The 16,017-nt window shown below is 62.6% G+C and carries 12 protein-coding genes; 8 read left to right on the top strand and 4 right to left on the bottom strand.

Annotation, left to right across the window (positions count from 1 at the left end; genetic code table 11):
• Positions 1-119: 119 nt before the first annotated feature.
• Positions 120-1,424, bottom strand: coding sequence for an aspartate--tRNA(Asn) ligase (gene aspS, locus HBOR_RS12260; RefSeq protein WP_006056446.1), 1,305 nt, complete (start codon positions 1,422-1,424; stop codon positions 120-122).
• A gap of 142 nt (positions 1,425-1,566) precedes the next feature.
• Here aspS and HBOR_RS12255 point away from each other — a divergent pair, with 142 nt between their 5' ends.
• Positions 1,567-2,331: a DUF4013 domain-containing protein gene (locus HBOR_RS12255; RefSeq protein WP_006056447.1), complete on the top strand. Its 765-nt coding sequence runs from the start codon at positions 1,567-1,569 to the stop codon at positions 2,329-2,331.
• Positions 2,332-2,396: 65 nt separating this feature from the next.
• Here HBOR_RS12255 and HBOR_RS12250 read toward each other — a convergent pair whose 3' ends face one another.
• A complete protein-coding gene (locus HBOR_RS12250) occupies positions 2,397-3,125 on the bottom strand; it encodes a phosphoglycerol geranylgeranyltransferase (RefSeq protein ID WP_006056448.1) in 729 nt (242 codons plus the stop codon).
• 228 nt (positions 3,126-3,353) lie between these two features.
• Positions 3,354-5,906 (bottom strand): DNA topoisomerase I, encoded by a 2,553-nt coding sequence (locus tag HBOR_RS12245; protein ID WP_006056449.1) that lies wholly within the window; start codon positions 5,904-5,906, stop codon positions 3,354-3,356.
• A gap of 247 nt (positions 5,907-6,153) precedes the next feature.
• Between HBOR_RS12245 and HBOR_RS12240 the strand changes: the two genes are divergently transcribed.
• Together HBOR_RS12240 and HBOR_RS12235 are read left to right on the top strand one after the other, a co-directional pair.
• Positions 6,154-7,551, top strand: coding sequence for an MATE family efflux transporter (locus HBOR_RS12240; RefSeq protein WP_006056450.1), 1,398 nt, complete (start codon positions 6,154-6,156; stop codon positions 7,549-7,551).
• A gap of 75 nt (positions 7,552-7,626) precedes the next feature.
• Entirely contained in the window at positions 7,627-7,812 is a 186-nt protein-coding gene (locus HBOR_RS12235; protein ID WP_006056451.1) for a hypothetical protein, read from the top strand.
• An 89-nt stretch (positions 7,813-7,901) separates the two neighbouring features.
• Here the strand turns inward: HBOR_RS12235 and gatB are convergent, their stop codons facing one another.
• Complete coding sequence (gatB, locus tag HBOR_RS12230; protein ID WP_006056452.1) at positions 7,902-9,392, bottom strand: Asp-tRNA(Asn)/Glu-tRNA(Gln) amidotransferase subunit GatB; 1,491 nt, start codon at positions 9,390-9,392, stop codon at positions 7,902-7,904.
• A gap of 147 nt (positions 9,393-9,539) precedes the next feature.
• Between gatB and HBOR_RS12225 the strand changes: the two genes are divergently transcribed.
• The 5 genes from HBOR_RS12225 (at position 9,540) to HBOR_RS12205 (ending at position 15,994) form a co-directional block, all read left to right on the top strand.
• Positions 9,540-10,358 (top strand): alpha/beta hydrolase, encoded by an 819-nt coding sequence (locus tag HBOR_RS12225; protein ID WP_006056453.1) that lies wholly within the window; start codon positions 9,540-9,542, stop codon positions 10,356-10,358.
• A gap of 110 nt (positions 10,359-10,468) precedes the next feature.
• The gene (gene gerPC, locus HBOR_RS12220; protein ID WP_174261572.1) at positions 10,469-10,954 is read left to right on the top strand and encodes a spore germination protein GerPC; all 486 of its coding nucleotides are present in this window, start codon (positions 10,469-10,471) and stop codon (positions 10,952-10,954) included.
• A gap of 30 nt (positions 10,955-10,984) precedes the next feature.
• Positions 10,985-14,581: a chromosome segregation protein SMC gene (gene smc / locus HBOR_RS12215; protein ID WP_006056455.1), complete on the top strand. Its 3,597-nt coding sequence runs from the start codon at positions 10,985-10,987 to the stop codon at positions 14,579-14,581.
• A complete protein-coding gene (locus HBOR_RS12210; protein WP_006056456.1) occupies positions 14,574-15,509 on the top strand; it encodes a segregation/condensation protein A in 936 nt (311 codons plus the stop codon). Before smc ends, HBOR_RS12210 begins: the two co-directional genes overlap by 8 nt.
• Before the next feature lie 47 nt (positions 15,510-15,556).
• Positions 15,557-15,994 (top strand): hypothetical protein, encoded by a 438-nt coding sequence (locus tag HBOR_RS12205; protein WP_006056457.1) that lies wholly within the window; start codon positions 15,557-15,559, stop codon positions 15,992-15,994.
• The last annotated feature ends 23 nt before the right edge of the window (positions 15,995-16,017 follow it).

Here is a 16,017-nt window from a genome sequence, read left to right as displayed (position 1 = left end):
CATGCGCTCGTCTCGTTTGCTCGCCACGTCTTCGTCCTACGGACTCAGACGCTGGCGATCTCGTGGGAACACGGTCGCGGCAAAGCCGCTCCCTGTTCCCAAGAGACCACGATTTCGCCCTATGGGCTCAATCGCTGGCGATCTCGTGGGAACAGAACCGCTTCGCGGATGTTGTCCAGACCGAGCATCGTCATCACGAGACGCTCGCCACCGAGACCCCAGCCTGCGTGCGGGGGCATGCCGTATTTGAACATCTTCGTGTAGTACTCGAACTGATCGGGGTCAAGACCCTGCTGTTCGAAGCCGGCGACGAGGTGTTCGAAGCGGTGTTCACGCTGCCCACCGGAGACGAGTTCCATCCGCGGGTGCATCATGTCGAAGCCCGTCGAGAGGGTCTCGTCGTCGTCGTGGTCCTTGATGTAGAACGGCTTGATCTCGGACGGCCAGTCGGTGATGAAGTAGTGTTCACCAACGTCCTCACCGAGTGCGCGCTCGCCCTCCGTGGGCAGGTCGTCGCCCCAGACGAGTTGCTCGTCGAGTTCGCCCGTCGCGTTGATTCGCTCGATGGCCTCCTCGTAGGTGAGACGCGGGAACTCGCCCTCGGGAACCTCGAACTCCTCTGCGAGACCGAGCGTTTCGAGTTCGCGCTGACAGTTCTCGGCGACGCCCTCGTAGGCGGCCTTGACGACGTGTTCGCAGGCGTCCATCGCTTCCGTGTGGTCGAAGAACGCCGACTCGAAGTCGATGGAAGTCGCCTCGTTCAGGTGTCGCGGCGTGTTGTGTTCTTCGGCGCGGAAAATCGGACCGACCTCGAAGACGCGTTCGAGACCCGAGCCGACCATGAGCTGTTTGAACAGCTGGGGCGACTGGTTCATGAACGCCTCTTGGCCGAAGTACGTGATTGGGAACAGCTCTGTGCCGCCCTCGGTACCGGTAGCGACGATTTTCGGCGTGTTGATCTCCGTCGCGTTGAGGCCACGGAAGGCGTCGCGGACCGAGCGGAGAATTTCTGCGCGGATCTCGAAGACGGCCTTCACCTCGTCCTTGCGGAGGTCGAGCGTCCGGTTGTCGAGGCGCGTCGAGAGTTCCGCGTCAACCTTTCCGGACGGGTCGAGAGGCAGTTGCGTGTCGGCCTCGGCCATCACGTCGATGTCCTCGGGGACGACTTCGACGCCCGTCGGGGCGCGCGGCTCCTCCTTTACGTCGCCGGAGACGGAGACGACGCTCTCGCGGGCCACGTCGAGACCCGTCTCGACGAGCTCTTCGTCCATCTCGTCTTTTTCGAGTTTGATCTGAATCTTGCCGCTCTTGTCTCGCAGGATGAGAAAGGCGATGCCTCCGAGGTCACGGACCTCGTGAACCCACCCCGCGACGGTGACGCTGTCGCCGGGTTCGGCGTCTGCCGTGTAAGTTCGGTTCTGCATGTGGCGTGATTCCGCCCGCCCGGTCTTAAAAACGGTCGTTTCGGACCGCTGTGCGGAGTAGAAACACACGTTCGATTCGAAGACGCTCTCGTCTTGGCCGCACGAACGTTTACATACCGGAACGGGACCAGACGGCTCACCGATGTTCGATGCGCTCGCTGATCTCCGCGACCTGCTCGACCGCGACCGAACTGACACGCTCGTCGTGGGAACGCTTCTGTCGCTCGCAACTGTTTCGGCCCCCGTTGTCGGCGTTCTGCTTCTCGGGTACGCCGTCCGCGCGATCCGCTACCGGGTGCGAGGCGATGGTGTTCCCGCGTTCGATGGTTGGCATTCGATCTTCCGCGACGGACTCCGTGTCGCTGTCACCACAGGACCGCTTCACGCCCCGGCAGTGGCGATTATCACCGTCGTCGGCTACGACCGGATGCTTCGCGGGGCGTCGTCGCTCGCGTACATCGGCCACTACGCGTTCTCACCGGACTATGGCGCGGTGGCCGCACTCGTCGCGGTCGCGTTTCTTGAACTGGCCGGCGGATTTCTCTCGGTAGCGACGCTTGTCGCACTCGCCTCCAGCGATACCATGGGCCGGCATCTCCTGACGGACGTAGTGGCGGTCGCCCGTCGTCGCCGGTTCCATCGCGTATTCGGCCTCGTCCTCGGTGTCGGCGTCGCCGCACGTTTTGCTCGGCTCGCACTCGGTGTCATTCCGTTCGTCGGCGAACCTCTCGGCGCGGTTGTCTCGTTCGTCGCCCTCGTCGTCGCGGCATCTGCACTGGCGGGCGTCGTCAGTAGAGACGGTGGTGATCCCCTTGCGTCCCCGCTTTCCGACACCGCTCCCGCTGACGGCGTCGATGCGGTCGGCACCGATGGACGCCTCTCAGAGGAACACCTATCGGAGGTGTGATTCGTACTTGCGCTCATCGAACGAATCGAGGTCGGAGAAGTGAGACAGTCGAAAAACTGCAGGTCTTACGCTTCGGCTTCGGCGCGCTCTTCCATCGCGTCGCGTGCGCCCTCGACCGTTTCTCGCACCGCGTCCACGCCTTCGTCGTGGAGGAGGTCACCCACAACGACCACGTCGGTGTGCTGGCCCATCTCGTAGGCGGCGTCGTAGTCGCGGATGCCGCCGCCGTAGAACAGCGTGGCGTCGTCCAGCGCGTCGTGTGCGGCTTGCACTTTCTCGGTGTCGCCGAACATGCCCGAGTATTCCACGTAGACGATTTCTTGTCCGAACATTCGTTCGGCGACGGAAGCGTAGGAGGCGACATCGTCTGCGCTCTGATCGCAGTTGGCATCGGTCAGTTGGGCGACGGAAGCCTCCGGATTGAGGACGATGTACGCCTCAGTGTGCGTGCGTCCCCAGTCCATCCCGTTCTCGATCCGGACCCACTCTTTGTGCGCGCCCGTGATCCAGAAGGCGTCTTTCGCGTTGAAAACGGTCGGGATGAGGTAGCCATCCAGTGCGTCGTCGTCTATGACGACGCCGGGGTTCGACGGTTCCTGATACAGCGGGACGTCGTACTCGGCACAGGCGTCCACCACCCGTTGCATCTTGTCCGCGGTGATGTCGAGGGTACCGCCGATTTCGATGGCGTCCGTTCCGGTTTGACAGACATCCTCGAACGTCTCGCCGTCTATGAGGTCTTTGTCTGGGTCCACTTTGAGAACGTGGTTCCAGTCGGTCCAAGGCCCGGTCATTGGCGGAACTACCACCGGGGAGTGATAAAAATGGCGCGGATGAGGAGTGTCTATGCACCGTTTGGAGTCAGATTACTGACCAGATCGGGGTTCTTTGGTTTCCAACACTCACACGGAGTAACCGCCGAGCGATTGCGGCCCGCATTCTACTGAGCGCACTACTCTGTACGCTCTCGGAGCGGTTTTCGGCCGAGGAGCGAAGCTCTCTCGAACGATAAATGGCAGTAGTTAATCGGCCGCAGACTGCCACTTCCGAACTGTATCCGGTCCAACGCCGTCCACTAGGTCCGCAAGTGCATCCGGTTCGGCCTCTTTCAGCGAGGGAACGTCCTCGATACCGGCGGCTTTCAGTTTCTCGGCGGTCTTCTCGCCAATTCCCTTCACGCTCTGGAGTTCGTCGCCGCCGGCCTGTTCGGCTTGGTACGCACGATAGTTGCAGATAGGACAGCCGAGGTCCCACGGTTCCCGGTCGCTGTCGTCGTAGGTGATTCGAATCTCCGGCAGGTCGTGTTCCTCACATTCCTCGTCCGTCACCTCGATGTCGCCGCGACGCGGGAGGGGCAACGAGTAGTCGCAGTCGGGATAGCGGGTACAGCCGACAAGTCGAGAACCGGAGCGGAGACGCTTTATCGCCAACTCGCCGTGTTCGCCGTCGGTTTCACCGTCTCCGTTTTGCGGCGTCTCCGATTCCGCGCCCGCCCCACATTCCGGACAGTCGCCGATGATCAAGTCCTCCTCGGCGTCGGCCTCTTCGGCCTTACAGAGTGGACAGCCGTGGACGAACGTCTTCCGGCCGGCGAGCATCTTCACGTGGCTCAGACCGTGTTCGTCACACTCCTCGTCCATGATGAGCGGTTTGCCAGTCGAGGGGAGCGGGAGCGTGTAGGTGCAGTCCGGGTACCCGTCACAGCCGATGAAGTAGGACCCGCGGCGGCTTTTCCGAACCACGAGGTCGTGATCGGATTCCGGACACGCACCCACTGTTTTGTCCGCTTTCAGCGACTTCTGGAGGTGTTTCCCCACTTCGTCGCCCGATTCCATCAGCCCCTCGAACACGTCTTCGAGAATCTCTCTGGACTCCGCAGTCACGTCGTCGAGAGAGGCGTCGCCGCGGGCGATAGCCTGCATGTCCGCCTCCAACTGGGCGGTCATCTCCTCGCTCACGATGAGTTCGGCGAACTCCTCGGACGCCTCGACGACGGCGCGGGCGAGTCGCGTCGGTCGCGGCGGATCGCTCTCGATGTAGTTGCGGTCGTAGAGTTTCTGAATCACGTCGTGCCGCGTCGCCTTCGTCCCGATACCCATCTTCTCCATCGTCTCGATGAGGCGCGACTGGCCGTAGCGACGGGGCGGTTGGGTCTGCTTTTCCTCAATCTCCGTGTCCGTGACGGCGAGCGATTCGCCCTCCGCTACGTCGGGGACGAACGACTCTGAGGAGTTGAAGTACGGGTACACTTCGTGGTAGCCCGCTTTCACCAGTCGCTTGCCGTTTGCCTTCAAGGAGAGCCCGCCCGCATCGGCGACGACGCGGAGGTGTTCCCACTTTGCGGATTCTGCGACAGTAGCGAAGAAGCGCCGGACGACCAGTTCGTACACGTCCCACTCGTCCTCCGTGAGGTCCGACCGCGAGGGGAGTTCGCCAGTCGGATGGATGGGCGGGTGGTCGGTCGTCTCGTTGTCGCCCGCGGTGGGTTCTATCTCCTCTTGTTCGAGGAGGTTCTGGGCGTCGTCGCCGAACGTCCGGTTGGCGGTGAACGCATCGAGAAGTTCTCGCGGGTCCAAATCTTCCGGATAGACGGTGTTGTCCGTCCGCGGATACGTGATATACCCGGCCGTGTAGAGGTCTTCGGCGATGCTCATCGCGCGCTGGGCAGAGTAGCCGAGCGACCCTGCTGCACGGATGAACTGCGTCGTGTTGAACGGGGCCGGTGGGTCGTCCGTCCGGGTGCGGCGGCGAACGGAGTCCACAGTGGCCGCCTCGACGTTGCGAAGCGTCTCGTACGCTTCTTCGGCGTCGTCGCCGTCCCAGACGCGCTCGGCCTCGTTGCCGTCTTCGTCGAGATAGAAGTACTGCGCCTCGAACGACTCCGAATCCTTCTGCAGGTCAGCGAACAGTTCCCAGTAGTCCTCGGGATCGAACGCCTCGATTTCGCGTTCGCGGTCTACGATGAGTTTCAGCGTGGGACCTTGCACCCGACCGACGGAGATGAAGTCGTCGCCGAGTTGCCGCGCCGACAGAGAGAGAAAGCGCGTGAGTGCGGCACCCCACACCAAGTCTACGATCTGTCTCGCCTCGCCCGCCGCTGCGAGGTTGAAGTCGAGTCCGTCGGGGTTGTCGAACGCTTCGGTTACCTCGCGGTCGGTGATGGAGGAAAAGCGGACGCGGTCTACGGGCACGTCCTCGTTCACGTCGCGGACGAGTTCGTACGCCTCTTTCCCGATGAGTTCGCCCTCGCGGTCGTAGTCAGTGGCGATGACGACGCGGCGGGCGTTGCGTGCGAGGCGACGTAGCGCGGCGACGATGTTCTCTTGCGTCGGGTGTTTGTCGATGGGCGCGTCGATGAGTTCGACCGGTTCGACGTCGCGCCAGTCGTTGTACTCCGGCGGGAAATCGACGCCGACGACGTGACCCGACAGACCGATACAGCGCTTTCCGCCCCACTTGTAGACGTTCACGCCGTTGATCCGATCGGCCTCCGCGGACTCGCCGCTCAGGATGTCAGCGATACGCCGAGCGGCGTTGTCCTTCTCCGTGATGATGAGTTCGGGGCCCTTACTCATTGAGCGGCGATATGCGAGGGCGTGGCCTAAACCTTTCGCGCCGATTCCGAGGGAATCGACGGCCAGCGCGGGCGTGCGAGCGGACGTGCGCGTGGACGAACGTGTTGGCGGCGTTCGTCACCGCGTCGTTCCTCGGATCACATCGCCCGTCGTCCAAAAATCGGCAAGCCGGAACAACTCCCCCAACACATACGTATCAGTACGTAAACGTGAGGGTACTGTGTCAGGACGCCGAAGTCGAATCGACATGACAAGCGGGGCGATTACGCCAAAACTCGTCTCTCTCTCGTGGCCTCTCGTCGCGGGGAATCTCCTCCAGACGTTCTACAATCTCGCGGATATGTTCTGGGTCGGTCGCGTCGGTCCCAAGGCCGTCGCCGCCGTCTCCCTCATGTTCCCCACCGCGTGGATGTTCGTCTCCGTCGCCATGGGCGTCACGGCCGCTGCCGTCGCCCTCGTCTCCCAGCACGTCGGGGCAGGCGACGACCGAGCGGCCGAACGTGTCGTCGGCCAGTCGCTGCTTCTCGCTATCGGCGTCGGCGTCCTCCTCGCAATCATCGGCTATCTTGGCAGACACCAACTTCTTACACTCATCGGTGCGCAGGGTCGCGTCTACACTGAAGCACTCGCCTACGCCGAAGTGTTGTTCGTGACGCTCCCGTTCACGTTCGTCTTCTTCGCCTTCCGGGCCGTCCTCCGCGGGGCGGGAGATACCCGCACGGCGATGTGGTTGGTCGTCGTCAGCGCCGGTCTCAACGTCATTTTGGATCCGCTTTTCATCCTCGGCTACGGCCCGTTCTCGGCGATGGGGACGCGCGGTGCCGCGGTCGCAACGCTTGTCGCACGCATCGTCGCCGCCGCCGCCGGACTCTCGATTCTCCTCCACGGTGGATGGGGGGCGCGCCTTCGCATCCCCGACCTCCGGCCGGATCCGACGCTCCTCCGCAAACTCGTTGATGTGGGGTATCCGGCGACGCTGGACGGCTTGGCTCGGAGTTTCGCCGCTGTTGCCCTCGCTGCACTCGTCGCCCGATTCGGTTCTGTCGCCACCGCCGCCTACGGAATCGGGCTTCGCCTGATGTCTGTCTCGTGGACCGTCTCAGGCGCAGTCGGACAGGCCGCCGCGACAGGTGTCGGTCAGAACCTCGGCGCGAACACGCCGGACCGTGCGGCGGAAGTGACGTGGAAGGCCACCGCGGGAACGATGGCGATTCTCGGTGCCGTCGGAGGCGTCGTCTGGGCGTTCCCCGCTGTCTTCATGCGCGTGTTTATCGACGACGCCCCCGTTGTCGCCGCGGGGGTCGAGATGCTCACGATAATTGCACCGTTCTGGGCGTTCCTCGGCGGCCTGATGGTAATTCAGGGAGCGTTCCGCGGTGCCGGCCGAACCCGTGTTTCGATGGTGCTATCGCTCATCTCCCGGTGGGTCGTCCGCTTTCCGGCGGCATTCGTCCTCGCGTACACCCTCTCGTGGGGCGTCACCGGTCTCTGGTGGGGGCTGTCGCTCTCCGGCATCGTCACCTTCGTCGTCGGCTGTCTGTGGTTCCTCCACGGTGAGTGGCGCTCTGCCGTCGTGGACGAGGACGACACCGAAGACGATGACGCCCACCGAGACACCGACGAGACGCCGTCGGTAGCTGACTGAGTGGCTCAGTTGGAGTTCCCGACTGTCTTGCTGGTCGTAACAAGTGCCAAGTAGCCATATGATGTATAATAGCACATGTCTCACACACCGGATATCCCCGAACAGTACGTCTGCAAGGGTTGTCAGGCGATCTACGCCGGGACAGTGCTGAAACGTGGGGACACACATCACTTCGAGGCACCGGCCGAGTGTTCCGCGTGCGGTTCGACCGCGTTCGTTCCACTCGAACAGTACATCCACGAGGCAGGCCAGTCAGCGTAGGTCGCGCTGCGTCGTCACGCGTGGCTGCCTGTCGGCGTAGCTGTACGCGAACGGTGACCTGAGAGACGAAACGCCAGACTGCGGAAGAGCTACTCGTCTAACTCGTCGCGCAGCATCTGGTTCACATCGCCGGGGTCTGCGCTCCCGCCGGTCTTCTGCATCACTTGGCCGACGAGGAAGTTGATCGCGCCACCTTCGCCCGCGTGGTAGTCCTCGACAGCATCGGGGTTCTCCTCGATGGCTTCGGTGACGGCAGTGACAACTTCGTCGTCGTCAGCCGCGCCGAGTCCTTCCGCTTCGACGATGTCGTCCGGTGACTCGCCATCGTCGAGCATCCGCCGAAGAACGACCTCTTCGGCGTTCTTTGTGGTAATGTCGCCCGCATCAACGAGTTCGACCAGTCGAGTGAACTCGTCCAGCCGGTGCGTGATCTCCGTAATCTGCATGTCGCGGTAGTTGAGTTCGCCGAGCAAGTTGTCGGCCACCCACGTTGCCGCGAGACTCGGGTCGAACTTGTCAGCCACGTCCTCGTAGAAGTCTGCGACTTCCTTCGTGGAGGTGAGCTTTGAGGCAGATTCCGAATCGAGACCGTACTCCTCACGGAAGCGTTCGCGGCGGGCATCCGGCAGTTCCGGAATGTCTATTTTCTCTTTCCAGTCTGCGACCTCGAGGGGCGGCAGGTCGGCTTCGCGGAAGTAGCGGTAGTCTTTCTCTTCTTCTTTCGACCGCATCGAGACGGTGATACCGCGCGATTCGTCCCAGTGGCGCGTCTCCTGTTCGATGGCGCGGCCACGCGAGATCGCGTTCTTCTGTCGCGTCACCTCGTAGGCGAGCGCTTTCTCTGCGCCCTTGTGGCTGGAGATGTTCTTCACCTCGGTGCGGTTCGCAGCGGCCAGCGTCTCGTCGGCGATACTGCCGTCGTCTCCGACTTCATCGGCCGGGACCATCGAGATGTTCGCGTCGATACGGAGCGACCCGTCGCGCGTCGCGTCGAAGACGCCGAGATATTCGAGGACTTCCTCCAACTTAGCCAGGAACGCCCGGGTCTCCTGCGGACTGCGGAAGTCGGGTTTCGTCACAATCTCCATTAGCGGCGTCCCCGCGCGGTTGTAGTTGACGAGCGTGTAATCTGCGGTGTCGATGCTCCCACCTTTGTGCTGGAGGCTGCCGGGGTCCTCTTCGAGGTGGGCGCGCTCGATACCGACTTCGCGGCGCTCGCCCTCGACGGAGACTTCCAGCGTGCCGTCGGCGCAGATCGGTGCGTCGTACTGCGTGATCTGGAAGTTCTTCGGCAGGTCGGGGTAGTAGTAGTTCTTCCGGTGGAACCGGGTGTGTTCGGCGACAGTCGCGTCGAGCGCCTTCCCCACTTTGACGGCGGCTTCGACGGCACCTTCGTTCAGGACGGGAAGCGCGCCTGGTAGGCCGAGACAGACCGGGCACGTCCGCGTGTTCGGTTCTTCGTCTTCCGCCGCGTCGGTCGAACACCCGCAGAAAATCTTGGTGTCCGTTTCGAGCTGAACGTGGACCTCCAGCCCGATGACGGTGGCGAGGTCGCGCTGAGAGAGCGCCTTCGCGGTCATTACGCGCGATTTGACGGCGGGCGGCTAAAGACTAACGGGACGGTCATCACACGACCGGTGATTCTGCCACAGTTTGCCTCTATTCTCGGACACCCCCTCCGAGAATAAGCGCAAGCTATTCACGGCCGTACGGTGACGCCCCGACAGATGCGAGCATCGTTCGGTTCGCCGCCGGTTGAAGTTGTCCGCGACGTGACGTTCGCCTCGCCGCCGCAGCGTTCGCTCCGACTCGATGTCTACCGGCCCGCTGGCGGGTCAGGTGCCCGACGCGCACTCGTCGTCCTGCTCCACGGCGGCGGCTGGCACGCGGGCGACCGGAGTGATCTGACGCAGGTCGCACTCTCGCTTGCGGAACGTCGGTTTGTCTGCGCCGTCCCCGACTTCCGCTTGAGCCGCGAGGCGACGTTCCCAGCCGCAATACGCGACGTGAAAGCGGCGATTCGGTGGTGTCGCGCGAACGCAGACGCTGTCGGTGTGGCCCCCGACCGCATCGCTACGTTCGGCCCCTCGACAGGGGCGCATCTCGCCGTTCTCGCCGCTCTCACGGGCAACGACCCGCGACTCGCACCCGACCCTGCCCACGTCTCCGACGCCGTTGCCAACACCTCCGACGCCGTGACCGCGACAGTCGGGGTTGGTGGGCTGTACAACTTCGAACACACGCCGGACAGAGCCGAACTGACGGCGTTTTTGGGCGGGTCACGGAACGAGGTTCCGGAGCGATACGAACTCGCCTCTCCCTCGTCGCACCTTGACGACGGGGGCCCGCCGACGCTGCTCCTGCACGGCGGCGACGACGATGTGCTTCCGGCGATGGCTTCGGAGTTGTTCTACGACGGCTTAGAGGAAGCCGGTATCGACGCCGAGTGCGTCGTCGCCGACGGCGTGGGCCACCACGTTCTCGACGAGCAGTTCGATTGGGTTATCGACTGGTCTGAGGGCTTTCTGGACCGACAGCTCCGATGAGTCGGTTGTGGGTGTTCGATTACTTCACCCCATATTAATGAAATATAGTTGTCAGATACCGTCTGTCTGTCTGACGTACGTTTATGTGCCAGCGCACGGGGAGTACACCCATGAGTAACCGGGTGGAGGAACTTGAGTCAAAAGTCGCGGAACTCCAGGCCGCCGTCAATGGCCTGACCGAAGAATTGGTCGAGACGAAAGAGCGCGTCCGTCTTCTCGAAGACCAAGTAGAGGTTGACCTCACGGCCGGATCACGGCCCGTTGGTCACGCGCCCGCCCAACCTGACGTCGAATCGGACGCGGAGCCGGAAGTGCAAGCTGCCGATCAAAGCGACGAGACGACGGCGCAGGCCGAGTCCGACGAACAGACCGACGACTCAAACTCCCATCTCCGCGAATCGCCCGCACAGGCGATGTCCCGTGCCGAAACGTCCGCTCAGCCCTCCGACGACGCGAGTCTTATCGATGCGGATGCAAACGACTCGACAGTCTCCGACCCCACCGAGTCCGAGGACGACGAAGTCAAGTCTGACGAGTCCGAGAGTGACGACGAGGCGGAGTCAGCCGAGGACGACAGCGATATTATCGTCGCGTAACTGGGTGGCTCTGCCCCTTACGAGCAACCCATGCACATCAAAGAGCTCGTCCTTGACGGATTCAAGAGCTTCGGGCGCAAGACCCGAATCCCGTTCTACGAGGACTTCACGGTAGTTACCGGCCCGAACGGCTCCGGCAAGTCGAACATCATCGACGGCGTGCTGTTCGCGCTTGGCCTCGCACGCACGCGAGGTATCAGAGCGGAGAAACTGACTGACCTCATCTACAATCCCGGACACGCCGACGCCGAGAGCGAACGCGCTGGTGGGACGAAAGAAGCCAGCGTCACCGTTATCCTCGATAACTCCGACGGGAAACTCGACCGGTCCCAAGTGATCAACGCCGCCGGGAGCGACGACGTGGGCGACGTATCTGAGATACGCGTCAAGCGTCGCGTAAAGGAGACCGACGAGAACTACTATTCGTACTACTACCTCAACGGCCGCTCCTGCAACCTCTCGGACATTCAGGACCTCCTCGCGCAGGCCGGTATCACGCCCGAAGGGTACAACGTCGTCATGCAGGGCGACGTGACCGAGATTATCAATATGACCCCGTACCAGCGACGGGGCATCATCGACGAAATCGCGGGCGTCGCAGAGTTCGACGCGAAAAAGGAGGATGCCTTCGGCGAACTCGAATCAGTCGAAGAACGCATCGAGGAGGCGGACCTCCGCATCGAGGAGAAGGAGTCACGCCTCGACCAACTCGAAGACGAACGCGAGACGGCGCTGAAGTACCAATCGCTCCGCGAGGAACGCGAGGAGTACGAGGGCTATCTGAAAGCCGCTGAACTCGAAGACAAGCGTGCGGACCTCGAACGCACCGAGTCGAAAGCCGAGACGAAAGCCGAGAAACTCGAATCGCTCCGCGAGGAACTCGACACGCGACAGGGACGCGTCTCACGCCTCGAAGCCGAACTGGACGAACTGTCCAAGGAGATCGAGCGGAAAGGCGAGGACGAACAACTCCGTATCAAAAGCGAGATCGAGTCGGTCAAAGGTGAGATCGACCGGTTAGAAAACGCTATCGAGGCCGCCGAAGACCGCATCGACGAGGCCGAAACGGAGCGCCGAAAGGCGTTCGTCGAACTCGACCGCAAGCAGGAGATGATAGACGATGTCGAAGACGACATCCGTGCGGTCAAAGTCGAGAAAGCGTCGGTCAAATCCGAGATCAAGACCAAGGAGACCGAGCTCGCCGAAGTCGAGGCCGAGATTGACAGCGTGGACACCGAGTTCGACGAACTCAAAGACGAACTCGCAGCGAAGAAATCGCAGTTAGAAGAGCTGAAGACGGAGCGAAACGACCTCCAGAGAGAGAAAGACCGCCTCTTGGACGATACGCGACGGCGGTCTTCGGAGATTTCCGAAACGCAAGAGAAGATCAGCGAGGTCCGCGAAGAACTGCCGACTCTGAAAGCGAAACTGTCGGATCTGCACTCGGAACTCGATAAGGCCGAAAAGAACAAACAGAAGATAGACGGCGTTATCGAGGATCTCCGCGAGGACCGCTCGGACCTCAAATCTGATCTCGACGAGGTGGAAGACGAACTCCGGAGCAAACAGTCCGAGTACGCCGAACTCGAAGCCCGCGCCGGGAAGGACGGCGACACGTCGTGGCCACGAGCGGTGACGACGATTCTCAACTCCGGGCAATCCGGCGTCCACGGCACCGTCGGCCAACTCGGGTCGGTGCCGGGCGAATACGCGACGGCCTGTGAGACGGCGGCCGGTGGTCGCCTCGCACACGTCGTTGTGGACGACGACGGCGTCGGCTCCTCCTGTATCGACTACCTCAAATCGCGGAACGCGGGCCGAGCGACGTTCCTCCCGATTACGAAGATGGACGACCGGGGGCTGCCGCGGAAGCCGAGCGACCCCGGCGTCGTGGACTTCGCGCGCAACATCGTGGAGTACGACGCGGAGTACGAGCCGATTTTCTCGTACGTCCTCGGTTCGACGCTCGTCGTCGAGGATATGCAGACCGCTCGGTCGCTGATGGGCGACTACCGCATGGTGACGCTCGACGGCGACTTGGTGGAACGTTCCGGCGCGATGACCGGCGGATCCGGCGGTGGCTCTCGCTACTCCTTCTCGAAATCCGGGTCGGGGCGACTCGAACGCCTCGCTGTCGAGATTTCCGACCTCGAAGACGACCGACGCGAGATCGAACAGGAGATACGCGATATCGAGTCGCAGTTGGACGACGCCCGCGAGAAGGCGTCCGACGCCGCCGACCGAGTTCGGTCGGTCGAAGCCGACATCGACCGCGCAGAAGAGGATGTCGAGGAGAAAAAAGCGGAAATCGAGCAGTTAGAAGACCGTATCGAGGAACTCCGCGAAAAGCGCGCCGAAGTGGACGAGGAGATGCAGTCACTCGACACCGACATCGACGCGCTCACCGCCGACATCGACGACGTGCAGTCGGAGATCGACGAGTTGGAGTCCGAACTCGCAGACTCGAAGATTCCGGAACTCACGGCGCAGGCCGACGAAATCCGCGCCGAAATCGAGGAGAAAGAAGACCGTATGGACGAACTCGATGGCCGCCTCAACGAACTCCAGTTGGAGAAGGAGTACGCCGAGGACGCCATCGAGGATCTGAACGAGACGGTCGAGAGCGCCCAAGACCGGAAGGCGGACGCCCGCGATGTCATCCGCGAGAAAGAGCAGGCAATCGAGGAGAAAGAGGCTGTCCTCGAAGAGAAGCGCGAGGCCGTCTCCGACCTCGAAGCGGAACTGAAGGAACTGAAAGCCGAGCGCTCTGATCTCCGCGAAGACGTGCGGGAGGCAAAGTCCGAACGCGACGAACAGCGCGACAAAGTCGAGCGCGTGGAGTCGCGCGTCGAGAATCTCCGCGAGAGCGCCGAACGCCTCGCGTGGGAGATCGACGAACTCGAAGCCGAAGTCGGCGAGTACGACCCCGAGGAGATTCCCGACCACGACGAGGTTCAAGAGAACATCCAACAGCTGACGGGCAAAATGGAGTCGTTAGAACCCGTCAACATGCTCGCAATCGACGAGTACGACGAAGTGCAGGCCGACTTAGAGGACTTACAGGACGGCCGCGACGTGCTCGCAGAGGAACGACAGGGAATCCAAGACCGCATCGAGCAGTTCGAGGCGCAGAAAAAGGAGACGTTCATGGAGGCGTTCGACGCTATCAACGACAACTTCACCGACATCTTCGAACGCCTCTCGAACGGGACGGGCGAACTCCACCTCGAAAACCCCGAGGACCCGTTCGAGGAGGGGCTGACGATGAAAGCGCAACCGGGCGACAAGCCCATCCAGCGACTCGACGCGATGTCCGGCGGCGAGAAGTCGCTGACGGCGCTGGCGTTTATCTTCGCCATCCAGCGCCACAACCCCGCGCCGTTCTACGCGCTTGATGAGGTTGACGCGTTCCTCGACGCCGCAAACGCCGAACGCGTCGGTGAGATGGTGGACGACTTGGCCGGACGCGCCCAGTTCGTCGTCGTCTCGCACCGCTCTGCCCTCTTAGAGCGCTCTGAACGCGCTATCGGTGTCACGATGCAGGGTGACAACGTGAGCGCAGTGACGGGTATCCAACTCGGAGACGGCGAAGAAGAGGAGAACCCGGAGGCGACGGCAGATGACTGAGGGAGCGCCAGTCCGCGAGGCGGTGATGCCCGATTCGGTTGATGTGCCCGAGGACGACGACGACGAGGTCGAACCCGTCGAACTCCTCGTGCAACTCGCAGAGGACGGCGAGATCGATCCGTGGGACATCGACGTGGTCGAGGTGACCGACGCGTTCCTCGAACGACTCGATACGGCTGACCTACGCACGTCAGGACGGGCGCTGTTCTACGCCTCGGTTCTCCTGCGGATGAAATCCGACGCGCTGTTGGAACCGGATGCAGCAGAGGAGGAACCGGAACTCGAACCGTGGGAGGCGGCCCTCGAAGGCGGCGGCGAAATGGCCGACGGCGAGGCGGACGGCGCGCCCGGCTTCGACCCGGTTGACGCGCTCGAAGCCGAGATGGACCGTCGTCTGGAACGGAAGCACGCCCGCGGGAATCCGGAGACGCTGGACGAACTCGTCCGCGAACTCCGCGAGGCCGAGCGCGAGTCGTGGTGGAAGCGTCGCCGCGAGTACGACACCTCCGACTCGCCGCGAGGCTACCGGCGCGGGACGCAGACGCTCGATTACCGGTCGGCGGACGACTTCCGGGATAACGACGAACCGACGGCCGCGGACGTGACGGGGACGACGCACACGGAAGATATCGAGTCGTCTATCGAAACCGTCGAGTCGGAACTCAGATCCCAGTACGAGAACGGCCGCGACGAGGTTCTGTACGCCGAAATCCGGTCTGTCGCAGCGACGCCGGTGACGACGTATCTCTCACTTCTGTTCCTCTCGCACCGCGGCGTCGTCCGCCTCCAACAGGACGACCTGTTCGGCGACCTCTGGGTGCAGAACCCCGAGGCGGTCGAATTAGACGAGGGTGGTGACTCCGACGACGGGGATTCGGAGGCGGCCGATACCGGGGAAGACGACGCCGTCGAGGCCATCGCCGACTGACCGCGTTGTCATGTAGTATTTTTGTCACCCAGCCCGTACTTGGAGCCGTGCCGCCGTCCACACTCCTTTCCAGTGACCTCCGAAAACTCACCGTCGCCGTCTCGCTTCTCACCTCGGTGCTGTTTGCCCCCCTCGCGGGCCTCCTCCTCGCCCAATCACCAGTTGCGGGCGCACTCACGTATGGTCCCATCTTGTGGCTTCACTGCTATGCGGCCGGCTACGTCTCGTACTCGCCGACTGCGTTCGGCTACCGCAGAACGCTGGAAGCGCAATCGGCTCACGTCACCTCCTGTACGGTTTGTGAGGGATCTGACGACGACGGCGTGTGCCGGCGGTACGGTGAACAGTTGGTCGTCGCCGGAATACCGCTGACGACGACCGAAGACGGCGAGAACTGGTACTGTGCGTCCTGTCACGCCGTCGAACACGGTGATGGTGGATCAACAGCGGCGGGAGAGCGCGTCGTCGAACCCGAGCGCAACTGAGCGCGGGATTCCGGTCTGCCGTT

Source organism: Halogeometricum borinquense DSM 11551 (assembly GCF_000172995.2).
Taxonomy (GTDB): domain Archaea; phylum Halobacteriota; class Halobacteria; order Halobacteriales; family Haloferacaceae; genus Halogeometricum; species Halogeometricum borinquense.
The sequence above is the reverse complement of the archived record's forward strand: the minus strand, read 5'-3'. Positions and strand labels throughout refer to the sequence as shown.